Origin of the sequence: Streptomyces sp. NPDC029674 (genome assembly GCF_044903205.1) — a bacterium.
Lineage (GTDB): Bacteria > Actinomycetota > Actinomycetes > Streptomycetales > Streptomycetaceae > Streptomyces.
The window spans coordinates 118,786-141,303 of the sequence record NZ_JBJDPY010000003.1 but is presented as its reverse complement, the minus strand read 5'-3'; the positions used below and the strand labels follow the sequence as shown (position 1 = coordinate 141,303).

General features: G+C 71.1%; 19 protein-coding genes and 1 tRNA gene. 7 read left to right on the top strand and 13 right to left on the bottom strand.

Annotated elements, in window-relative coordinates; all coding sequences use genetic code 11:
• Positions 1-50: 50 nt before the first annotated feature.
• A complete protein-coding gene (locus ACI2L3_RS08055; RefSeq protein WP_404751910.1) occupies positions 51-1,298 on the top strand; it encodes a GNAT family N-acetyltransferase in 1,248 nt (415 codons plus the stop codon).
• A gap of 53 nt (positions 1,299-1,351) precedes the next feature.
• Here the strand turns inward: ACI2L3_RS08055 and ACI2L3_RS08050 are convergent, their stop codons facing one another.
• The 3 genes from ACI2L3_RS08050 to ACI2L3_RS08040 form a co-directional block, all read right to left on the bottom strand.
• Positions 1,352-1,825, bottom strand: a complete 474-nt coding sequence (locus tag ACI2L3_RS08050; protein ID WP_404751472.1) for a GNAT family N-acetyltransferase — start codon at positions 1,823-1,825, stop codon at positions 1,352-1,354.
• 99 nt (positions 1,826-1,924) lie between these two features.
• Positions 1,925-2,812, bottom strand: a complete 888-nt coding sequence (locus ACI2L3_RS08045; RefSeq protein ID WP_404751471.1) for an aminoglycoside phosphotransferase family protein — start codon at positions 2,810-2,812, stop codon at positions 1,925-1,927.
• 104 nt (positions 2,813-2,916) lie between these two features.
• The gene (locus ACI2L3_RS08040) at positions 2,917-3,732 is read right to left on the bottom strand and encodes a DsbA family protein (protein WP_404751470.1); all 816 of its coding nucleotides are present in this window, start codon (positions 3,730-3,732) and stop codon (positions 2,917-2,919) included.
• Positions 3,733-3,874: 142 nt separating this feature from the next.
• Here ACI2L3_RS08040 and ACI2L3_RS08035 point away from each other — a divergent pair, with 142 nt between their 5' ends.
• On the top strand, positions 3,875-5,305 hold the full coding sequence (locus ACI2L3_RS08035; RefSeq protein WP_404751469.1) for an NAD(P)/FAD-dependent oxidoreductase: 1,431 nt from the start codon (positions 3,875-3,877) through the stop codon (positions 5,303-5,305).
• A 179-nt stretch (positions 5,306-5,484) separates the two neighbouring features.
• On the top strand, positions 5,485-8,712 hold the full coding sequence (locus ACI2L3_RS08030; RefSeq protein WP_404751468.1) for a Tat pathway signal protein: 3,228 nt from the start codon (positions 5,485-5,487) through the stop codon (positions 8,710-8,712).
• Between the two features lie 61 nt (positions 8,713-8,773).
• On the opposite strand, the gene ACI2L3_RS08025 is transcribed toward ACI2L3_RS08030, so the two are convergent.
• Positions 8,774-8,847, bottom strand: a tRNA-Thr gene (locus ACI2L3_RS08025).
• A 212-nt stretch (positions 8,848-9,059) separates the two neighbouring features.
• Here ACI2L3_RS08025 and ACI2L3_RS08020 point away from each other — a divergent pair.
• From ACI2L3_RS08020 to ACI2L3_RS08010, 3 genes are all read left to right on the top strand, one after another.
• Positions 9,060-10,196, top strand: a complete 1,137-nt coding sequence (locus tag ACI2L3_RS08020) for an ABC transporter ATP-binding protein (protein WP_404751467.1) — start codon at positions 9,060-9,062, stop codon at positions 10,194-10,196.
• Positions 10,197-10,498: 302 nt separating this feature from the next.
• Positions 10,499-10,963, top strand: a complete 465-nt coding sequence (locus tag ACI2L3_RS08015) for a hypothetical protein (RefSeq protein ID WP_404751466.1) — start codon at positions 10,499-10,501, stop codon at positions 10,961-10,963.
• Positions 10,964-10,998: 35 nt separating this feature from the next.
• Positions 10,999-11,718, top strand: a complete 720-nt coding sequence (locus ACI2L3_RS08010) for an NDP-sugar synthase (protein WP_404751465.1) — start codon at positions 10,999-11,001, stop codon at positions 11,716-11,718.
• 104 nt (positions 11,719-11,822) lie between these two features.
• Here ACI2L3_RS08010 and ACI2L3_RS08005 read toward each other — a convergent pair whose 3' ends face one another.
• From ACI2L3_RS08005 to ACI2L3_RS07975, 7 genes are all read right to left on the bottom strand, one after another.
• Complete coding sequence (locus tag ACI2L3_RS08005; protein WP_404751464.1) at positions 11,823-13,490, bottom strand: DoxX family protein; 1,668 nt, start codon at positions 13,488-13,490, stop codon at positions 11,823-11,825.
• Positions 13,491-13,607: 117 nt separating this feature from the next.
• Positions 13,608-14,552, bottom strand: a complete 945-nt coding sequence (gene rlmB / locus ACI2L3_RS08000; protein ID WP_404751463.1) for a 23S rRNA (guanosine(2251)-2'-O)-methyltransferase RlmB — start codon at positions 14,550-14,552, stop codon at positions 13,608-13,610.
• Positions 14,553-14,661: 109 nt separating this feature from the next.
• A complete protein-coding gene (gene cysS, locus ACI2L3_RS07995) occupies positions 14,662-16,065 on the bottom strand; it encodes a cysteine--tRNA ligase (protein WP_404751462.1) in 1,404 nt (467 codons plus the stop codon).
• A gap of 79 nt (positions 16,066-16,144) precedes the next feature.
• On the bottom strand, positions 16,145-16,549 hold the full coding sequence (locus ACI2L3_RS07990; protein ID WP_404751461.1) for a PPOX class F420-dependent oxidoreductase: 405 nt from the start codon (positions 16,547-16,549) through the stop codon (positions 16,145-16,147).
• An 82-nt stretch (positions 16,550-16,631) separates the two neighbouring features.
• Positions 16,632-17,147: a 2-C-methyl-D-erythritol 2,4-cyclodiphosphate synthase gene (gene ispF / locus ACI2L3_RS07985; RefSeq protein WP_404751460.1), complete on the bottom strand. Its 516-nt coding sequence runs from the start codon at positions 17,145-17,147 to the stop codon at positions 16,632-16,634.
• A complete protein-coding gene (gene ispD / locus ACI2L3_RS07980) occupies positions 17,137-17,868 on the bottom strand; it encodes a 2-C-methyl-D-erythritol 4-phosphate cytidylyltransferase (protein ID WP_404751459.1) in 732 nt (243 codons plus the stop codon). Before ispD ends, ispF begins: the two co-directional genes overlap by 11 nt.
• A 289-nt stretch (positions 17,869-18,157) precedes the next feature.
• Positions 18,158-18,640 (bottom strand): CarD family transcriptional regulator, encoded by a 483-nt coding sequence (locus ACI2L3_RS07975; RefSeq protein ID WP_003953493.1) that lies wholly within the window; start codon positions 18,638-18,640, stop codon positions 18,158-18,160.
• Between the two features lie 838 nt (positions 18,641-19,478).
• On the opposite strand from ACI2L3_RS07975, the gene ACI2L3_RS07970 reads away from it, so the two are divergent.
• Positions 19,479-20,246, top strand: a complete 768-nt coding sequence (locus tag ACI2L3_RS07970; RefSeq protein WP_404751458.1) for a copper chaperone PCu(A)C — start codon at positions 19,479-19,481, stop codon at positions 20,244-20,246.
• A gap of 82 nt (positions 20,247-20,328) precedes the next feature.
• Here the strand turns inward: ACI2L3_RS07970 and ACI2L3_RS07965 are convergent, their stop codons facing one another.
• Both ACI2L3_RS07965 and ACI2L3_RS07960 read right to left on the bottom strand, forming a co-directional pair.
• Positions 20,329-21,009: a response regulator transcription factor gene (locus ACI2L3_RS07965; RefSeq protein ID WP_030362171.1), complete on the bottom strand. Its 681-nt coding sequence runs from the start codon at positions 21,007-21,009 to the stop codon at positions 20,329-20,331.
• Positions 21,006-22,289 carry a sensor histidine kinase gene (locus ACI2L3_RS07960; RefSeq protein ID WP_404751457.1) on the bottom strand — a complete coding sequence of 428 codons (1,284 nt, stop codon included), beginning with the start codon at positions 22,287-22,289 and terminating at the stop codon, positions 21,006-21,008. Before ACI2L3_RS07960 ends, ACI2L3_RS07965 begins: the two co-directional genes overlap by 4 nt.
• Positions 22,290-22,518: the final 229 nt, after the last annotated feature.

The following is a 22,518-nucleotide window of genomic DNA, read 5'->3' as shown; positions in this document are numbered from 1 at the left end:
AAATCCAGGTGCCCGCACCACATCCGGGAACTACCGTCCGTTATATGGGTATGGAAACCGTCCAGTTCCGCGACATCCCCGAGGCGGGCATCGACCGCGCGCTCTCCCTCTCCTACCTCGTCTTCCACGAGAACCCGGAGGACGAGAAGCGCAAGCACCACCACGACCTGCTGCGCGACTGCACCCGCATCGGCGCGTACGAGAGCCCGGACGGGACGGCGGGTGACGACGGCGAACTCGTCGGGCTCCTCGCCGCGTTCCCCTTCACCCTGTCCGTACCGGGCGGCGAACTCCCCTGCCCCTGCGTGACCTTCGTGTCCGTGGCGCCCACGCACCGGCGCCGCGGCGTGCTCTCCGGAATGGTCGCGGAGCTGTTCGCGAGGGCGACGGCGGACGGCTCGCCGATCGCCGCGCTGTGGGCGTCGGAGGACGCCATCTACGGCAGATTCGGCTTCGGGCCCGCCACGCACGGCCACACCCTGGAGATCGACTCCCGGCGTCCGCTGGCCCTGCGCATCACCCCGGACGACCGCCCGCTGCGCCTCGTCGACCCGTCCGACGCGCCCGAGCTGCTCGCCGCGTACTACGACCGCACGCGCACCGAGCGCGCCGGCCGGATCGCCCGCACCGAGGCGTGGTGGCGCGAGGAGTGGCTGGTGGCGGAGGACGAGGAGGACGACGAGCTGTCACCGCCGCGCGTCGTCGTCCTCGGCGATCCCGCGGGCCCGCTCGGGGGTTACGCGATCTACCGCACCAAGACCCGCGACGACGCCCCCGGCCTCGTCCGCGTGGACGACCTGGAAGCGGACACTCCGGCCGCCGCGGCCGCGCTCTGGCGCTATCTCGCGTCGATCGACCTGACCGGCCAGATCCGTGCGTGGGGCCGCCCCGTGGACGACCCGCTCCACCTCTTCGCCGCCGACCGCGACCAGGTGCGCGTCACGGGCGAGTTCCCCGCGCTGTGGGTCCGCCTCATCGACGTACGCAAGGCGCTCGAGGCCCGCTCCTGGGCGGCCCCGGTGGACGTGGTCCTCGACGTACGCGACGACCGCCTCCCCGCCAACGAGGGCCGCCACCGCCTGACGGCGTCCCCCGACGGCTGCGCGTACGAGCGGACCGAGGACCCCGCGGACCTCACCCTCGCCGTACGCGACCTGGCCGCCTGCTACTTGGGCGGCACGACGACCGACGCGGTCGTCCGCGCGGGCCTGGCGACGGAGCACACACCGGGCACGGCGGCGGCACTGGACGCGGCGCTGCGCACGGCGCTCCTGCCGCACACCGTGGACGAGTTCTAGGAGCCGGAAGTCAAGAACCCGGAGCCGAAGACCCCAGACCCCAGAGCCCGGAGCTAAGAGCCCAGCGCCGTGAGCGCGTCATCGGTGAGCCGGTACACGGTCCACTCGTCCTGGGGCAGCGCGCCGAGCGACTTGTAGAAGTTGATCGACGGCTCGTTCCAGTCGAGTACGGACCATTCGAGCCGCTCGTAGCCGCGCTCCACGCAGATCCGGGCGAGCTCGGTGAGGAGCGCCTTGCCGTGGCCGCCGCCGCGCGCCTCGGGGCGTACGTACAGGTCCTCCAGGTAAATCCCGTGCACGCCGCGCCAGGTGGAGAAGTTCAGGAACCAGACCGAGAAGCCCACCACCTCACCGGACGTGTCGTCCTCCGCGATGTGCGCGAAGGCGGCGGGGCGCTCCCCGAAGAGCGCCTCGCGCAGCTGCTCCTCGGTGGCCCTCGCCTCGTCGGGTGCCTTCTCGTACGCGGCGAGGTCGCGGACCAGGGCGTGGATGACGGGGATGTCGGCGGGTGTGGCGGTACGAATCATGGGAGCAGCAAGCCATGTCCCGCCGGCCGGGGTCAACGCGGTCTCACCGTCCGGGCAGCCGCCGCGCGACCTCACCGTCCGAACAGCCGCCACGCGACCTCACCGTCCGAGCAGCCGCCGCGCGATCTCCAGGTCGTCGGCCACCGGCGGCCGTCCGTCCTGCACCTCCCACAGCGCGTTCTGCAGGACCCGGCCGAGCGTCCAGGCGCGCGCCCGCTCGCGGTCGAGGCCGAGCACCTCCGTCATCGCGTCGAACCGCCAGAGCACGTCGTCCGCGTCGAACTCGTTGTCCAGAGCGGGCCACAGATCGAAGCCGGGGTCCCCGGCGAGCGGCTTCGGGTCGATGGCGAGCCACGGCTCGCGGTCGCTGGCCAGGACGTTCTCGAAGTGCAGGTCCCAGTGCAGCATCCGGTCACCGGCCTCGCCCATGACCTCGCGCACCGCGCCCCCGCACCGCTCGACGAGTCCGCGCTCGTCGGGGTCGGGGATCGTTTTCAGGGCTTCCGGCAGCTGCTCGACCATCTCCGCCGCGATGTCGCCCAGCCTGCGCATGCCGGCGGGCGCGGGTGTCGCGGTGAGCCGGGCGAGGAGTTCGGCGAGGACGAGGACGGCCTTACGGGTGTCGGTCATCGTCGACAGCATCCGCCCGGAGTCGAGGCGTTCGAGCAGCATCGTGCCGGTGTCGGCGTCGTGGTCGAGGAGGCGTACGGCACCGTCCCCGCCCCAGATCCGCAGCGCGACCGGCTCACCCTCGGTCTCCTCGTCGAGGAGCTGGAACTTGACCGCGGCGGGCGTGCCGTCGGAGCGCACGACGGGCAGTACGAGCGCGGCCATTCCGTGCATCGGTTCGCCGTCGAGGGTCAGGTCCCAGCGGTCGATGAACTCCCGTACGCGGGCGGGGAGTCCGGCGATGAACGCCCGGCCCGGCTCTCCCGCGTAGAGGTGCTGCGACTCGACCAGCTCGTCCGGAATGCGAATGTCGATCACGTCCGGGACCCTACCGACGCGCCCGCGCCCCCGCACGGCAATTTTCCCGTACGGGGGCGCGGACCAAACAGACACGGGCGCGGACCAAACAGACACGGCCGGGCTCAGGAAATGCCCGCCGCCTTCAGCTCCTTGGCGAACGCGGCCTGCTCGTACAGCGCGCTGCCCTCGGCCTTCTCGCCGTCGATGAAGACGGTCGGCGTGGCCTGGATGCCGTCCTCGCTGAAGGCGTTCATCGCCTCGCCGACCCACTTCTTGTACGTCCCGTTGGTCACCGCCTTGTCGAAGGCGGCGCCGCGCAGGCCTTCGACCTTGTCGGCGATCTTCAGCAGGAAGGCCGGGGTGTAGGCGTCATCGGTCTCCTCCGCCGCCTGGTTGGCGAAGACGGCGGCGTGGAACTGCGGGAACCTGTCCGCCTCGACGGACGCCCGCAGCGCGTTCGCCGCGTTCACCGAGCCGCTGCCGCCGAGGTTCTTGTCGAGGAACGAGGCGATCGTGTACTCGACCTTCACCTTGCCGTCGGCCACCGGCTTCACCAGCGCCTGCGCCCCGCCGTCCTCGAACTTCTTGCAGAACGGACAGCGCGCGTCCTCGTACACCTTGACCGTATGCTTGGCCTTCGGATCACCGACGGTGACCACACCGCCCTTCACGGAGGCGGGCACACCGGCGAGCCGGGCACTGGCCGCCGGGGGCGCCTTCGCCTCCGGGGCATCGGCCTCCGGCCCCTTGCCGTTGGGCGCATCGGTCTCCGACGACTCCGACGACTTCGCGCCGGACGACGAGGCGGGCTTGTCGCTGCTGCCGCCACCGTTGTCGTCGTCGGGACCACAGGCGGACGCGGCCACCCCGATCAGCGCCGCCGCTGCCACCGCGGCGGCGACGCGCCCGGCCTTGCGCCCGGCCTTGTGTACGGCCATGAGTTGAGCCCTCCCAGTTTCGACACGTACCGCTCAAAGTATGGGAATCTACCCGGCCTCCCACCCCCCGGCCGACCCGCCCCGCGGCAACCCTCGTCCCCGCCCCTCCACACGCCCCCCACCTGCGCAGTAACGTCCGCCCATGAGCAGCGCGAACAGCACGCACCACACGGCCGGCACGGCCGGCACGGTCAACGGCGGCATATCGTTCTGGTACGCGGACGACGGCCTGCCGACGGCCCGTGAACCCCTCACCTCCGACACCACGGCGGACGTCTGCGTCGTCGGCGGCGGCTACACCGGCCTGTGGACCGCGTACTACCTGAAGAAGGCCGCCCCCTTCCTCCGCATCACCGTCCTGGAGCAGAAGTTCTGCGGCTACGGAGCCTCCGGCCGCAACGGCGGCTGGCTCTACAACGGCATCGCGGGCCGCGACCGCTACGCCGCACTGCACGGCCGCGAGGCGGCGGTACGCCTCCAGCGCGCGATGAACGAGACGGTCACCGAGGTGATCGGGACAGCGCGGGCGGAAGGGATCGAGGCGGACATCCATCACGGCGGCGTACTCGAAGTGGCCTACACACCCGCTCAGTTGGCCCGCCTCAAGGACTTCCACGACACGGAACTCTCGTACGGCGAGAAGGACCGCACCCTGCACGGCGCCCGCGAGACGGCCGAGCGGATACGCGTCGCCGGAGCCGTCGGCTCGACGTGGACCCCGCACGGCGCCCGCCTGCACCCGGTGAAACTGGTCAAGGGCCTGGCCGACACCGTGGAGTCCCTGGGCGTCACCATCCACGAGTCGACGCCGGTCACGGAGATCAAGCCGAAGCACGCGGTCACCCCGTACGGCACGGTCCGCGCCCCCTACATCCTGCGCTGCACCGAGGGGTTCACGGCCTCCCTGAAGGGCCAGCGCCGCACCTGGCTCCCCATGAACTCCTCGATGATCGCGACGGAACCCCTGTCACCCGCCCAGTGGGAGTCGATCGGCTGGGAGGGCCGCGAGACGCTCGGCGACATGGCGCACGCGTACATGTACGCCCAGCGCACCGCCGACGGCCGCATCGCGCTCGGCGGCCGCGGCGTCCCGTACCGCTACGGCTCGCGGACGGACAACGACGGCCGCACCCAACACCCCACGATCGAAGCCCTGCACTCCATCCTCCTCCGCTTCTTCCCCCAGCTCGCCGGCGTCCGGGTGGCCCACGCCTGGTCCGGCGTCCTCGGCGTCCCGCGCGACTGGTGCGCCACGGTCACCCTGGACCGCGCCACGGGCCTCGGCTGGGCGGGCGGCTACGTCGGCTCCGGCGTCGCCACCGCCAACCTCGCCGCCCGCACCCTGCGCGACCTGGTCCAACAGGACTCCGGCCAGACCGGCCCCACCGACCTCACCACGCTCCCCTGGGTCAACCACAAGGTCCGCCGCTGGGAACCGGAACCGTTCCGCTGGCTCGGCGTGCACGGCATGTACGCCACGTACCACGCGGCCGACCGCCGCGAACTGACCACCCACACGACGACCTCGTCCCGCCTTGCCCGCTGGGCGGACAAGGTGGCGGGCCGCCACTGACGAGGCCACATCAGCAGCCCCTCCAGTACGGACTGTCATCCCCTTGTGCCACGATCACCGATCACTTGTGCCACGATCACCGATCATCCGTGCAGCTGAACACCCAACGCCCGCGCAGCTGGGCACCCGACGTCCGTGCAGCTGAACACCCGACATCCGTACAGCCTGGGGGGGGCTCGATGCCTGAACCACGTCCTTCTTCCGCGAGACCCGCGGCGTTCGCCGCGCTGCTTCTCGCCCTCACCGCACTACTGGCCCTGCTCGTACCGTCCGCGCTGCCGGTGACGGCCGCCCACGCCGCCGGAGCGGAGTGCGCGCCGCTCGCCCTCGCCCCGTTCGGCGATCCGGGCGCGGCGGTCGGCAAGGCGACGGTCGCGCCCGACGCGACGACCTGTTACACCTTCACCACCACCGAGGCCGGCCTCCACCTGGTCTCGCTCGACGACTCCAGCAACGACGCGGACACCGAGGTCTACAGCGGTGACACACCGGTCGACTGCTTCGACAGCGAGTACCGCGTCGACGGCTGGTGCGACCTCGCCGCGGCGAGCACCTATACGTTGAAGGTCGTCAACGGCGGCTGGGAGGAGGCCGACACCGCGGTCACCGTCGTACCGCTCGGCGGCAACCGCGGCTGCGCCCCGAAGGCCGGCACCGACTGGGATCTGCCGACACCGACGCGCACGTCCACCAGCCCGGTCGAGATCGGCTGCCAGCCCTTCGACGCCGAGCCCGGCGACCGCATCCGGCTCACCGAGGGCACCAAGGCGTACGGCCAGTCCATCGCCTGGATCACCGACGCCACCGGCGCCCGGATCTGCCCCCGCTTCCCCGAGGACGACGAGGACAGCTGCGTCCTGCCCGGCAAGGGCCCCTACCGCGCCCTGTCCCGCGTCACGGAGGCGGAGAGGGGATTCCCCGCCGAGTACGCGGTCACGGCGCGCCGCCTGAACGACCCGAAGGGCTGCCCGGCCTCCCCCGTCCGCCCCTACGGACCGCTGACCGCACAGGACTTGATCACCACGCCCTGCTACACGGTCACCACCGAGAGGGCGGGCAAGTACCGCTTCGATGCCGTCGGCAAGGACGGCGACCCCGCTCCGGTCCGCGTGCACGACCGCTCCGGCAAGACCGTCTGCCGCAACACCGAGGCACCCTGCTCGCTGCCCGCCGCGGGCACCTACACCGCCTACCTCGACGGCTCGTCCCCGTTCCACGACACCCCGCGCGGCCTGGTCGTCCTCGACCGGGCCTCCGACAGCGGCTGCGTGAAGAGCGACATGGGCCTGCACAAGGGCGAGTTCACCGGTGCCGGGCAGTACGACTGCCTGAACCTCCCCGTGCCGAAGGACTCCCGGATCGCCGCGCTCACCGAGCTCGGCGCCTCCGGGGTCGACCCGGACGTCGAGGTCCTCGACCGCGAAGGCACCCAGCAGTGCGACGCGTACGAGCTCTCCGCAGGCGACTGCGCGCTCACCGGCACCGCGCCCTACCGCGCGCTCGTCCACGCCGACGGAAACCCCCGCACCGGCCCGTACGCGGTCGCCGTCCACCGCACCGACGCCGCGAACGACTGCCCCGTCCTGCCCGCCGGCAGCTTCTCCGCCAACGGCGCCAAGGCCAAACTCACCACCGGCGACGGGGTCTTCTCGCGCTGCCTGACCATCCCGGCGGACGCCCACACCTCCGCCGAGGTGCTCCAGCTCACCGCCACCTCCGGAGACGTCCCCGCCGAGTTCTCCGTGGTCGACTCCACGGGCAGGCGCGCCTGTGACCGTTACGCCACCACCAACGGCTGGACGCTCTGCGAGCTCACACCCGGCAAGGCCCACACGGTCCTCGTCACCGGCAGCGACAAGCCGGCCGAGTACACCCTGACGCGGCGCGACGTGACGTCGACGGCGTCGTCCGCGGGCTGCACGAAGACACCGGCGGCGAAGGTCGGCGGACCGTCCGCCAAGGGCACGTACGGCGCGCCCGGGACTCTGCGCTGCCGCCAGGTCACCACGCCGGCCGACACCGATGTCGTGCACCTCAACGTGCGGGACGCCCTGGGCACCGCCGACATGTACGTCCTCGGCGGCGACGGCGACAACGAGTGCTCCCAGCGCGGCCGGGCCTGCGCCGTCACCGGAAGCACCACCTACCAGGTCGTCGTGCAGACTCCGGCGAACCGCCAGGCGGCACCCGCGTACCGCCTCGACGCCCTGCGCGTCGCCACGGCGGAAGGCCCCGCCGCCGAGTGCGCCAAGGTCCCCTCGGTCGCCTACGGATACGGGCCGATCACCGGCACCCTCGACGAGTCCCGCACCGCGGTGTGCGCGGTCCTGCCCACCGTCGGCGGCGACCGCTTCGACACCGAAATCACCGACACGACCGGCGCCGCCACCACGGCGGTCCCCGCGCTCTACGACGACAAGTGGTCCAACGGCTGCACCGCTGCCGCGCCGGACGGCTACACCTGCGGGGTCAACAGGTCCACCTCGGCACCACCGGCCAAGCCCTCCCTCCTGGTCCTCGGCCTCCCGGAGAAGGCCTCCACCACCTCCTACCGCGCCACGCTCAAGTGCTCGTTCGGCCGCTGCGGCGGCGAGAAGGTCACCGTCACCGGCCTGACGCCCACCACGGCGCCCAGCGGCAGCAAGCCCACCCTCACGGTGACGGGCACCGCCCTCCCCGCGGACGCCACGGTCGAGCTGTACCAGGCGGGCAAGACCCTCACGGCCAGGACGAAGTCGGTGTCGGCCGACAACCGCACGCTGAAGGCGACACTCGACCTGACAGGCATCCCCGCCGGTGACTGGTCCGTCAGCGTCCACGCGAACGGGCAGTACCCGCACGGCACCTTCACCGTCACCGAGCCGGAGCTGCGCAACACCGCCGCCCCGCAGGTGACGGGCACCGCCACCGTCGGCTCCAAGGTCACCGCCGACCCCGGCACCTGGTCGCCCGCCCCGTCCTCGTACACCTACCGGTGGAAGGCGGACGGCGAGACCATCGAGGGCGCCACGGCCCCGACGTACAAGATCCCGGCGAAGCACCTGGGCAAGAAGCTGACCGTCGCGGTCACCGCCCACGCGGGCCCGCGCGACGCGACCGCGAACTCCGCCCCGGTGACGATCACCAAGGGCGCCGCCCCCAAGGCGACGGCGAAACCCTCGATCACCGGCACCGCCAAGGTAGGCAAAACCCTCAAGTCCACGAAGGGCACCTGGTCGCCCGCCCCGTCCTCGTACTCCTACCAGTGGTACGCGAACGGCACGAAGATCACCGGCGCCACCAAGTCCTCCCTGCCCCTGAAGACCGCCCAGCGCGGCAAGAAGATCACAGTCAAGGTGACGGCCCACCGCACGGGCCACAGCGACGGAACCTCCACAAGCAAGGCGACAGCAACCGTCACCCGCTAGCCACGCCCACAACCCCGAAGGCCCAGGCCACCGAGAGGTGACCTGGGCCTTCGCCATGCAGAGCCCCCTGTCGGATTCGAACCGACGACCTACGCATTACAAGTGCGTTGCTCTGGCCATCTGAGCTAAGGAGGCACGCACACCGGAGCGCTCCCGACGTGCCCGAGCAGTGTAACCAACACCGCCCGTGCGCCCGTCGAAAATTTCCTCGAAGGTCGCGGGGTCCCGACTACTGACAGACCACAGCCCCCCGGTATACGGTCACGAGCAGTTCACTCAGGTGGACTACACCACTCCCTCTACTCGGATCGTCCGGCACGTTCCTGCCGGTGAAGGGGGCCCTCACCATGGCCACTGTTACGTTCGACAAGGCGACCCGCATCTACCCGGGTGGCGACAAGCCCGCCGTCGACGGTCTCGACATCCAGATCGAGGACGGCGAATTCCTCGTCCTCGTCGGCCCGTCCGGCTGCGGCAAGTCCACCTCGCTCCGCATGCTCGCGGGGCTCGAGGACGTGAACGCCGGCGCGATCCGCATCGGTGAGCGCGACGTCACGCACCTGCCGCCGAAGGACCGGGACATCGCCATGGTGTTCCAGAACTACGCGCTCTACCCGCACATGACCGTCGCCGACAACATGGGCTTCGCCCTGAAGATCGCCGGCGTGAACAAGGCGGAGATCCGGCAGAAGGTCGAGGACGCCGCCAAGATCCTGGACCTCACCGAGTACCTCGGCCGCAAGCCGAAGGCGCTCTCCGGTGGTCAGCGTCAGCGTGTCGCCATGGGCCGTGCCATCGTGCGTGAGCCGCAGGTCTTCCTCATGGATGAGCCGCTCTCCAACCTCGACGCCAAGCTGCGCGTGTCGACGCGTACGCAGATCGCGTCGCTCCAGCGCCGCCTCGGCATCACCACCGTGTACGTCACCCACGACCAGGTCGAGGCCATGACGATGGGCGACCGCGTGGCCGTGCTGAAGGACGGGCTGCTGCAGCAGGTCGACTCGCCGCGCAGCATGTACGACCGCCCGGCCAACCTCTTCGTCGCGGGCTTCATCGGCTCCCCCGCCATGAACCTCGTCGAGGTGCCGATCACCGACGGCGGCGTGAAGTTCGGCAACTCGGTCGTGCCCGTGAGCCGGGAGGCTCTCAGCGCTGCCGCCGACCGCGGTGACCGCACCGTCACCGTGGGCGTCCGGCCCGAGCACTTCGACATCGTCGAGCAGAACGGCGAGGCCGCGAAGTCCCTCTCCAAGGAGACCGCGGACGCCCCGGCGGGCCTCGCCGTCTCCGTGAACGTCGTCGAGGAGCTCGGCGCCGACGGATACGTGTACGGCTCCGCCGAGGTCGGCGGCGAGCACAAGGACCTCGTGGTCCGGGTGAACGGCCGCCGGGTCCCGGAGAAGGGCGCCCAGCTGCACGTCGTGCCGCGTCCGGGTGAGACCCACGTGTTCTCGACGTCGACGGGCGAGCGCCTCAGCGACTGACGATCCAGCAGGCGCGTCCCGCCCAGGGCCGCGTCCCGCCAAGTTCCCGTAGGGCCCCGCACCATGAGTGCGGGGCCCTACGCGTACGCCCGGTCGGCACACCAGGCCGGTACGGCCGACCGGTACGCCCGACCGGGCCCCCGGACATCCCGCAGAAATCACGATGTTGTCGACAAATACCCCGGCACAATGGTCATTTCGACCTCCCGGCGTCAACACCGCTCCAGAGAAACCCACTTCCCTGTCGCTCGACCGAGTGACTAAATGTCGCCAAATCATCACCTAGCGCTACGCTCACTCGCGTGACGCACTCCGCCAACTACACCCAGAAGCCGCGCCGAGCCCACCGGGGCCCCGCCCGCCGCATCGGCCGCACGCTCGCCCTCGTCCTGCCCGTGATGCTGGTGCTTTCCGGGACCCTCGCGGTCACCAGCGTCAACTGGTCGGGGAGCACCTCGGACTCGATGCTCACCGCATCCGCCGACGACCTCTCCAAGCCCGCCAAGTCCCGCGCCCCGCAGGACGTCCTGCGCGACCGGCTCCTCCTGGAACTCCAGGAGAAGAACCCCGGCGTCGCGCTCACCCATCTCCAGCAGGAGGTGAACCGCCATCCGTCGCTCGCCCGGCACTGCGCGGCCATCGCCCGCGCGCTCGGCCGCGCCGCCGTGCGCGTGTACGGTCCGACCCGAGCCCAGTCGTACGCGAGGCCCGTCTGCGACACCTCCTTCGCGACGGGCGTCGCCGCGGCCCATCTGAACAACGGCTGAGCGGGCCGCCGCGCGGGGCCGCGTAGGGTTTCAGCATGACCACGCTGAAGCCCACGCAGGCTGTCGTCCTGGCCGGAGGCCAGGGCTCCAGGCTCCGCCCGTACACCGACGACCGGCCGAAGCCGATGGTCGAGATCCCCGGCACGGGGACCCCGATCATCGGCCATCAGCTTGCCTGGCTGGCCGAGGAGGGCGTGACGGACGCCGTCGTCTCCTGCGGGCACCTCGCGGAGGTCCTCCAGGAGTGGCTGGACTCCGCCGACCTCCCGCTGAACGTCAGCACGGTCGTCGAGAAGGAACCCCTCGGCCGTGGCGGCGGCCTCAAGTACGCCGCCCGGCACCTGCCGCACGCGGACCAGCCCTGGTACGCGACGAACGGCGACATCTGGACCCGCTTCTCGCTGCGCGACATGGCGGCCTTCCACGCCGAGCGCGACGCCACCGCGACCCTCGCCCTGGCCCGCCCCCGCATCCCGTGGGGCGCCGTCGAGACGGACGCGTTCGGCCACATCACGGACTTCATCGAGGCCCCGCCGTCCCCGTACCTCATCAACGCGGGCGTGTACGTCTTCTCGGCCTCCTTCACCGCGCTCCTGCCGGACCTCGGTGACCACGAGCGCACCACGTTCCCGCGCCTCGCCCGCGAGAAGAGCCTGGCGGGCTACCCGCTGCCGCAGGGCGCCTACTGGCGCGCGATCGACACCGCGAAGGACCTCACCGAGGCCGCCAAGGAACTGGCCGCACAGGGCCGTTGACCGCACGCTGACCGCACGTAAACCGTACGCATGACGGAGGGGCCCCACACCGTGTGTGGGGCCCCTCCGTCGTCAGCGGGTCAGCGGCTCAGCGGGTCACCGGGTCAGCGGCCGAGCACACCGCCCAGCAGGCCACCCGGCTTCTCCTCGGCACCACCCGTGCCGCCGGAAGCACCGGCGCCGCCCGTCGTGCCACCGGAGCCACCGCTGGACGACGGTCCCGCGGTCGTGGCCGACGGCTGCTGCGGCGCCGACTGCTGCGGCGGGGCCTGGCCCGCCGTGCTGCTGCCCTGCGTCTGGCTGGGCTGCCCGGCGGAGCCGACCGTGCCGGTCCGCTCCCGGGCGGCCGGGTCCGGCGCCGTGGCGCCCTGCGTCGGCGTCGCGGCGCTGCCCCGCGTCGGTGACGAGCCGGTCGACGAGGCGGACGGGCTCTGCGAGCGCCGCTCCTTCCGCTTCTTCGCGGGGTCCTGGGGCAGCGGGGAGCCCGGCAGCACGTTGCGCGGGGCCTCGCCGGGCCCCGGCACGGTGACCCGGTCGGCGTCGCGCACCGCGCCGCCCAGCATCGACCCGATGAGCAGCGTGAGGCCGACCACGACGGCACCGATGAGGCCGCCGCGCCGCAGCACGCGCCGCCGCAGGTCCCAGATGTCGACGCGCGGGCCGAGCGTGCGCCAGGCCTCGCCCGCGAGCCGCCCGTCGACGGAGTAGACGGGCGCGCCCGCGATGATCAGCGGCGACCAGGCGGCGAGGTAGATGATGTCGGGCGCGTCGTAGGCCGGCACGGTCTTCCAGCTGACGGTGACGATGAGCGCCGCCGACAGCAGCACGCCGACCGACGCGGCGACCCGCTGCCAGAGCCCGAGGACGGTCAGGACGCCGACGAGTACCTGGAGGAAGGCGATGCAGAGCCCGGCGCCCACCGGGTGCTGGAGGGCGAAGTCGCGCAGCGGCTCGGCGAGCGCCCAGGGGTGCAGCGAGTTCAGCCACTTGACCATGGAGCCCCGTTCGCCGCCGTCGAAGTAGACGGGGTCGCAGAGCTTGCCCATGCCGGCGTAGATGGAGATGAATCCGAGGAAGACGCGCAGCGGGAGGAGGACGACGCCGAGGTTCATCCGGCGGCCGGGGTAGTAGGCGTGCCGGACGGGGTCCGAGCCGTGTCTGCGGACCCGCTCCTCGCCCTCGCCGCCTTCGTCGTCGTACGTGTCGTCGTACGTGTCGTCGTACGTGTCGCCGTCCGCGTACGGTCCGTCCTGGCCGAGCCGCTCGTCGTAGTCGCTGCCGGACGGCCGCATCTGCGGGAGCAGCCTGGTCCCGGACTCGGGGGTGCGCGGGCCGATGACGGCGGGTGTCTCGACGGTCTCGGGGCCGTCGTCGAGGACGCGCGGGATGACCTGGGTGGCACCCCCCTCGTCGTAGGGCCCTGCCTCTTCGGCCGAACGGAGCACGCCGCTGCCGCGCACGGCCTGCAGCAGTCTGATCGCGCCGGTGTCGTCCGGGTCGGACTTCCCGCTCCAGACGACGGGCGCGCGGCGCTTGGCCGCCGCGCCGACGGCGGGGATGCGCACCGTCTCGTCGGGGGTGCCCAAGTGCCGTGAGATACGAGGGGATTGAGTGCGCCCAGCGGCGGGAAGCTGCACGCGGAAACTCGCGTGATTGACGATGACCTGCGCCGGGTCGCTCGGCACCTTCACCATGCTCAGCGCGGGAGCATCGTCGAAACCTGACGAGCTTCCCCCTGTGGGAGTGCGGGGTGTTCTGGTGTCCACACTCATCTAACCGAGTGATGTGTGTTTAGGACACTGCCTTGACCACGTGGAAATGTCCGGACCGCGTCAAGAGATCCCCGTCAAGGGATCACACGGTCCGGACATCAGTACGACCGGGAACACCTACGCGCGACGCCGCGCCGCCTCGTACAGCACCACACCCGCGGCGACACCCGCGTTCAGCGACTCCGCCCCACCCGGCATCGGAATCCGCACCCGGAAGTCGCAGGTCTCGCCGACGAGGCGGGAGAGGCCCTTGCCCTCGCTGCCGACGACGATGACGACAGGGCCGTCGAGCGCCTCCAGGTCACCGACCTCGTGCTCGCCGTCCGCGGCAAGGCCGACGACGGCGATGCCCGCCTTCTTGTACGCCTCAAGGGCGCGCGTCAGGTTCGTGCAGCGGGCGACCGGCGTCCGCGCGGCCGTACCCGCCGAGGTCTTCCACGCGCCGGCGGTCATGCCGGCGGCGCGCCGCTCGGGCACGACGACGCCGTGGCCGCCGAACGCGGTCACCGAGCGGACGATCGCGCCGAGGTTGCGCGGGTCCGTCACGCCGTCGAGCGCGACGATCAGCGGGTCCTGGCCCTCGTCGTGCGCGGCGGCGACGAGCTCCTCCGGGTGCGCGTACTCGTACGGCGGGACCTGGAGCACGAGGCCCTGGTGGTTGAGGCCGTTCGTCATGCGGTCCAGCTCCGGGCGGGGCGCCTCCATGAGGTGGATGCCGCCGCGCTCGGCCGCGAGCTGCAGCGCCTCGCGGACCCGCTCGTCGTTGTCGATGAACTGCTGGACGTAGAGCGTGGAGGCGGGCACGCCGTCGCGCAGCGCCTCGAAGACCGGGTTGCGGCCGACGACCATCTCGGACGTGCCCTTGCCGCCGCGCCCCTTGGGCGTGCCACGGCGGCCCGCGGCCTTCTTGGCCTTGGCGGTGGCGATGCGGTTCTTCACATGCCCCTTGCGCGCCTCGGCGGGCGGCGTCGGACCCTTGCCTTCCAGGCCGCGGCGCCGATTGCCGCCGCTGCCGACCTGCGCGCCCTTCTTGCCGGACATGCGGCGGTTGTTAGCGGCCATGACCTACCTGTCTGTTGGTGATACGTGTGCGCGTACGTGCGTACGCGCAGAGGTGTACGTCTATGAAGTGTGCCGCCCGGAAGGCCGGGCGGCACATCAGCGATGTCTCTCAGCGCGGGCCGAGCGTCCAGCGCGGCCCGGTCGGGCTGTCCTCGATGACGAGGCCCGACTGGTTGAGCTGGTCGCGGATGGCGTCGGCGGTGCCCCAGTCCTTGCGGCCGCGGGCGGCCTCGCGCTGGTCGAGGACGAGGCGGACGAGGGTGTCGACCACTCCGTGCAGGTCTTCGCCGCGGTCCTGGTCCCCGCCCGCCCAGTGCGGGTCGAGCGGGTCGAGGCCGAGGACGCCGAGCATGGCCCGCACCTCGGCGAGGCGCTCCACGGCGGCTTCCTTGTCGTCGGCGGCGAGGGCGCTGTTCCCCTGCCGGACCGTGGTGTGGACGATGGCGAGGGCCTGCGGCACGCCCATGTCGTCGTCCATGGCGTCGGCGAACGCGGGCGGCACCTCGGCGGCGGGCTCGACGGCCCCGCCGGCCTTCTCCACGACGCGCTGCACGAACCCCTCGATGCGGGCGAACGCGGACTCGGCCTCGCGCAGGGCGTCCGGGCTGTACTCGATCGTCGACCGGTAGTGCGGGGTGCCGAGGTAGTAGCGGAGCACGATGGGCCGCCACTGCTTGACCATCTCGCTGACGAGGACCGAGTTGCCGAGCGACTTGGACATCTTCTCGCCGGACATGGTGACCCAGGCGTTGTGCACCCAGTAGCGCGCGAACGTGTCACCGAAGGCCTTGGCCTGGGCGATCTCGTTCTCGTGGTGCGGGAAGATCAGGTCGATCCCGCCGCCGTGGATGTCGAACTCGGTGCCCAGGTACTTGTGGACCATCGCCGAGCACTCCAGGTGCCAGCCGGGCCGGCCACGGCCCCACGGGCTCTCCCAGTCGGGCTCCCCGGGCTTGCTCGCCTTCCACATGGCGAAGTCGCGCGGGTCGCGCTTGCCGGTGATGCCTTCCTCGGCGGGCTGGCGCAGCTCGTCCAGGTCCTGGTTGGAGAGCTCCAGGTACTCGGGGAAGGACCGCACGTCGAAGTAGACGCTGCCGTCCGCCTCGTACGCGTGGCCGCGCTCGATGAGGCCGCGCATCATCTCGATCATCTCGGTGATGTGGCCGGTGGCGCGCGGCTCGTAGGTGGGCGGCAGGCAGCCAAGGGCGTCGTATCCGCTGTTGAACGCGCGCTCGTTCTCGTACCCGATCGACCACCAGGGGCGGCCCTGCTCGGCCGACTTCTTGATGATCTTGTCGTCGATGTCGGTCACGTTGCGCACGAACGTCACGTCGTAGCCGCGGTACGCGAACCAGCGGCGCATGATGTCGAAGTTCAGGCCCGACCTGATGTGCCCGATGTGCGGTGCGGCCTGGACCGTGGCACCACAGAGGTAGATCGAGACGCAGCCGTCGTTGACGGGGCTGAAGTCACGGATCTGCCGGGCGCTGGTGTCGTACAGGCGAATCGTCACCACTCCAGGGTAGTGGGCGCGGGGCAGTGCCCCACGCCCCCTTGGGCACCGTGCGCGGAACTGTGACGTCCCGGCGTCCTCAGAGCCGCCCTACGACCTTCCGCGCGGTCACCCGGACGACCACCCTCGGGGAGTCGTTCACCGAGTCCGGGTTGAAGTCCACGTAGTCCTTGCCGGTGTACTTGCGGGACAGCTCGTCGATCAGCTCCTGGCCGCCCTCCGTCGTCATCTCCGCGGTGCCGCGGATCTCCGCGTACGTGTACGGCGCGTCGAAGGGCTGGAGCAGCACCGTCACCCGCGGATCGCGGCGCAGGTTCTTCTCCTTGCGGCGGCCGATCGTGGTGGAGAACAGCACGTCGTCGCCGTCGCGCTTCACCCAGACCGGCGACAGCTGAGGGCTGCCGTCGGGCTGGATGGTGGCGACGACGATGAAGGACGGTTCGTCGAGACGTGCCTTGAGCTCATCGGACAGTGCGGCGGACATGGCTTCACTCCTTCGTGGACAGCCGGGCTACGAGAGCCTTGCCTTGTAGGAGCCACGCTTACCCGAAATCCGCGGAAGGCTCTCAGCGCGTCATCCGTACGACCAAGGCGGTGGCCACCGCGGCGAGTCCGTCGCCGCGGCCGGGGAAGCCGAGGCCGTCGGTGGTGGCCCCGGAGACCGAGACGGGGGCGCCGGCCGCTTCGGAGAGCACCTTCTGCGCCTCGTCCCTGCGCTTGCCGATCTTCGGGCGGTCGCCGATGACCTGCACGGCGACGTTGCCCACGGTGAAGCCGGCCTCCCGGACGATGCGGGCGGCCTCCGTGAGGAGGGTCAGGCCGGAGGCGCCGGACCACTCGGGGCGGCCGGTGCCGAAGTGCGCGCCGAGGTCGCCGAGGCCGGCCGCCGAGAACAGCGCGTTGCAGGCCGCGTGGGCGACGACGTCCGCGTCGGAGTGCCCGGCGAGTCCGGGTCCCTCGTCGTCCCACTTCAGGCCCGCGCACCACAGTTCGCGGCCCTCTTCGAAGGCGTGGATGTCGGTGCCGATGCCGACGAGAGGGAGCACCGGCGGGAGCACCGGCGTGGGCGTCTCAGAAGCCATCGTTGGCCCTCCTGCGGGCGAGGACGGCCTCGGCGAGCACCAGGTCGAGGGGGCGCGTCACCTTGAACGCCTCCTCGTGGCCGGGCACGACGACGACGGGCAGACCGAGCTGCTCGACCATGCTGGCGTCGTCCGTCACGTTGTCGGTGACGGTCTCGTGCGCGCGCACCAGGGTGGCGCGGTCGAAGCCCTGCGGGGTCTGCACGGCGCGCAGCCTGGCCCGCTCGGGCGTGGCCACGACGGGCTCGGGCTGCCCGGGCTCCGCCGCGGGCTCGACCTGCTTGACGGTGTCGGCGAGGGGCAGCGCCGGGACGACGGCGGGCGCTCCCTCCCGTACGGCTCGGATGACGCCGTCGACCGTGTCGACGGGCACCAGCGGGCGGGCCGCGTCGTGCACGAGCACGATGTCGAAGCCGGGCGGCAGCGCGTCGAGACCGGCCCGCACGGACTCCTGGCGGCTCTCTCCACCGGGCACGACGACGAAGTCGGTGCGCTCGGGCAGCGCGTGGTCGTCCAGGAGCGTCTTGACCTCGGGGGCGCCGTCCGGCGGTGCCACCACGACGACGAGGGAGACGGCGCGGGATTCCGCCATGGCGCGCACGGCGTGGATGAGCATCGGGGTGCCGTTCAGCGCGCGAAGCGCTTTGGGGGCGCCAGGGCCGAGGCGCACGCCCCGCCCAGCCGCGGGAATGACCACCGCGGTACGGGATTCGCTAGACATCGGTTCCGTTCAGGTTTGTGTGCTCGGCCGACGTGGGTATGGCCTCACCGTGCCGGGGTGGCATCTTGACCGGACCCTTCCGTGACATCTGGTCGAGCCAGCTGCCGAGTCCAGCACGCCAACACGGCTCCCCGGGGGCCGCTCTCACATGTGCCAGGGTGCGGGGATTTTTGGGTACGAACATGCCGCAGCGCCCGGCGACTCCAGTAAGGGTCAGCGGGCACCGCGGCATTGCTGCGCCTGGTCGACGCGAGACTGCCGAGGCCTCAAGCACCTCGGACCGTCCGCGTCAGGACGCGAGGACCTCGTCCAGCAGGGCCTCGGCCTTGTCCTCGTTCGTGTTCTCCGCGAGGGCGAGCTCGCTCACCAGGATCTGACGGGCCTTGGCGAGCATGCGCTTCTCGCCGGCCGACAGTCCACGCTCGCGCTCCCGACGCCACAGGTCACGCACGACTTCCGCGACCTTGATGACATCGCCGGAGGCGAGCTTCTCGAGATTTGCCTTGTAGCGGCGCGACCAGTTCGTGGGCTCTTCCGCATACGGCGCGCGCAGTACTTCGAAGACCCGGTCGAGGCCGTCCTGCCCGACCACATCACGCACGCCGACGAACTCCGCATTGTCCGCTGGCACACGCACCGTCAGGTCGCCCTGGGCGACCTTCAGCACCAAGTAGGTCTTGTCCACGCCTTTGATCTGGCGAGTTTCGATGGCCTCGATCAGCGCGGCCCCGTGATGGGGATAGACCACGGTGTCGCCAACCTTGAACGTCATGTGACAGGTACCCCTTCCGTGGCTATCCATCCTAACACGAGAATCGCCTCTTCTGAATGGCGTTTTCGCAGGTCAGGGCATATCTCGGGGCTTGACAACAGCAACAGGAACGTGCTGCGGAGGGCCATCGGAACGGGGTATTCGCAGGTCGGAGCGGCTCTTCGGGGAGACGGAAACGCACCCGTTTCGCGCCCCCGGAGGGCGTCCGAAGCGGCCGAACGTCCCGGTTTGCGCGGTTCCAAGCGGTGAACTTTCGATACGCCGTTCGGTGGCCGGAGAGGTGTGCCCCACGTACCCCCCGGCGTTTCCCGAATTGATCAAGCCGCCGCGTCATCCGGCAGGTGATCAATTCCCCGGACCCCCGCGCATTCCTTACCGGAAATCCGCAGGGCGTGACACGTGAGCCTCTTGACGCTGTTTTTGCGAAAGGGGCTGGAGGGAGCAATGAGGGGCGGGGGGTGACCGGCCCGCGCGACCCCGGCCGCCGGTCCGGTGGGCTAGGGCCTGTCCGGCGGATCAGGTCGCGGCGGGGTGGCGGCCACCCGGCGGTGCAGGTGAGCGGGGTCTGGTGCGTCGAGATGCAAGGCGGAGGAGGGCGGCAACGCGGAGCGTTGACAACCGACGACAACGCCGCAGATCGGCGTGCCAGACCCCGCGCCCCGCGGCATGATCCGCCGGACAGGCCCTAAGGGGCGGGTCGGGTGCGGTGGCGCGGGAACGGCTCGGTAACCTAAGCGCGCTGACACACCCTTAGGACGGCTTTACGGCCGCCCGTAGGACGGCTTTACGGCCGCCCGCCCCGTCCTGTACCGCCCACGTTCAAGGAGTTGCCGCCGCCGTGAGCCGCAGCCTTCGACGCGGCGCCCTCGCCGCCACCGCCATCGCGTTCTCTCTCGCCTCGCTCTCCGCGTGCGCGGCGGGCAACAACGCACAGACGATGGAGATCAAGCCGGACAACGCCGCGACCACCGTCGGCGACATCAAGATCCAGAACGCCATGGTCATCACGCAGCCCGGCCAGGAGTCCGCAGGCCCGGCCGCGGTCGCCGCGACGATCTTCAACTCCGGCGACAAGCCCCAGACCCTGAACGCGGTCTCGGTCGACGGCGCCGAGGGGAAGGCCAAGCTGACGCGCGGCAAGGAGGACAAGGACTCCAAGCCGAAGGGTCCGCTGACCATCCCGGCCGGCGGCTCCATCGTCATCGGCGGCAAGGACAACGCCTCGGCGGTCCTGTCCGGGAACCTGGACGAGGTCAAGGAAGGCAACGCGCAGCCCGTCACCTTCTCGTTCAGCAGGACCGGCGACGTGAAGATGGAGGCGTTCGTCGTCCCCGCCGAGAGCTACTTCTCCAAGTGGGGCCCGACCGAGGTGCCGCAGGCTCCGGGCGGGAAGCCGTCGAAGCCCGCGAAGTCCGGGGAGCCCGGCCAGCCCGGTGAGTCCGGGAAGCCCGGCGAGTCCGCTTCGGGCGCCGCCACCGACCCGTCCGGCGCTCCCTCCGGAGACGCGGCCGGCCACGCGGCCGACGGCGCGGAGACGGACCCGTCGGGTTCCGCCTCGCACGACGCGGGCACGGGCACCGGCACCGGGACCGGCGCCGAGCACTGATCGACGTACGTACAGCAGGAAGGGCGGGACCCTCTCGGGGTCCCGCCCTTCTTCATGCGCCCGCTCTCACTCGCCGTGCTGTTTACGGCTCGAACTTGTAGCCGAGGCCGCGGACCGTCACCAGGTACCGCGGCGCCCCCGGGTCCGGCTCGATCTTGGCGCGCAGGCGCTTCACGTGGACGTCGAGGGTCTTGGTGTCGCCCACGTAGTCGGCGCCCCAGACGCGGTCGATGAGCTGCATGCGGGTCAGGACGCGGCCCGCGTTGCGCAGCAGCATCTCCAGGAGGTCGAACTCCTTCAGGGGCAGGTCGACCTTGGAGCCGGAGACCGTGACCACGTGGCGGTCGACGTCCATCCGCACCGGGCCGGCCTCCAGGGCCTGCGGGGCGACCTCCTCGGGCTCGCCGCGGCGGCGCAGCACCGCGCGGATGCGGGCGACCAGTTCGCGCGAGGAGAAGGGCTTGGTGACGTAGTCATCGGCTCCTATCTCCAGGCCGACGACCTTGTCGATCTCGCTGTCCTTGGCGGTGACCATGATCACCGGGACGTTGGAGCGGCTGCGCAGCTGGCGGCAGACCTCGGTGCCGGGCAGGCCGGGCAGCATCAGGTCGAGCAGGACGAGGTCGGCGCCGTTGCGCTCGAATTCGTCGAGTCCGTCCGGGCCGGTCGCCGCGATGGCGACTTCGAAGCCCTCCTTACGGAGCATGTAGGACAGGGCGTCGCTGAAGGATTCCTCGTCCTCGACGACGAGCACTCGGGTCACGGAAGGACCTCCGGGGCAGGAATGGGTTCGTACGTGGTGGTCGCGGCGGCTGCAGCGCTTGCGTCGGATGGGGTGGCCTCGTCGTCGAGCCCACCATGGCCGCCGCCGTGGCCGGTTGCGCGGTCGCGGTGCGCGGCCGCCTCGGGCAGCCGCAGGGTGAACGTGGAGCCCTGACCCTCGGAGCTCCACACGGTGACCTCCCCGCCGTGCGAGGCGGCCACGTGCTTGACGATGGCGAGGCCGAGGCCGGTGCCGCCGGTGGCCCGGGAGCGGGCCGGGTCGACGCGGTAGAAGCGCTCGAAGATGCGTTCCTTGTCCTTGTCGGAGATGCCGATGCCCTGGTCGGTGACCGCGACCTCGATGAGGTCCCCGCCGGGTGCGGTGACCCGGCGGGCGGCTATGCCCACGCGGGTACGGGCCGGACTGTAGTTCACGGCGTTCTCCACGAGATTGCCGAGGGCCGCCGCGAGCTGCCCGCGGTTGCCCCAGATCTGAAGCTCGGCGGTGCCTCCGGCGGCCATGGTGATCTGCTTGTGCGAGGCCTGGTGGCGGCTGCGGTCGATCGCCTCGGCCACCAGTTCGTCGACGCGCACGGGTTCGGCGTCCTCCAAAGGGTCGTCGTTCTGCACGCGGGAGAGGTCGATGAGCTCCTGCACGAGGTTGGTGAGCCGGGTCGCCTCGATCTGCATGCGGCCGGCGAAGCGCTCGACGGCCTCGGGGTCGTCGGAGGCGTCCATGACGGCTTCGGAGAGCAGCGAGAGGGCCCCCACCGGCGTCTTCAGCTCGTGACTGACGTTCGCCACGAAGTCCCGTCGTACGGCCTCGATGCGGCGGGCCTCGGTGAGGTCCTCCACGAGGAGGAGGACGAGGCGGGAGCCGAGCGGCGCCACGCGCGCGGAGACCGCGAGCGCCTCGCCGCGGCCGGTGCCGCGCCGCGGCAGGTCCAGTTCGACCTGGCGTATCTCCCCGTCGCGGCGGGTGTCGCGGGCCATCTGGAGCATGGGCTCGACGGCGAGTTTCCCACCGCGTACGAGACCGAGCGCGTACGCCGCCGAGCTGGCCTTGACCACGGCGTCGGCCTCGTCGAGGACGACCGCGGAGGAGCGGAGCACGGAGAGCACCGTGTCCACGCCCGGTGGCAGTACGGGGTCGGTGTGCAGAGAGGTCCGGGTGGGGCGTTTCTGGTCGCGCTCGCTCCATCGGAACGCCAGCATGGCGATGACACCGGTGCACACCCCGGCGATCGCTGCCACTGCGGCGACCGCCGCGTTCACGTCCATGCGTCCAGGTTATGCGCCGAGTAAGAGCCGGTCACAGCCGTACGGGTGTCGGCTCGAACAGTCGTCGCCCAGAGTTCACCGTGGGGACCGCACCGGTTCACTTCTCCCGAGCGGACCGGGACGGCGCCGGTCGGGGATGCCGTCCGTCGTCGCCCACAGTTCACCTTGATGACGGGGGTGATTCATTTGGGGTGCCGGAAACGGACGCGTCCGGCCCGCACCGTGGGAG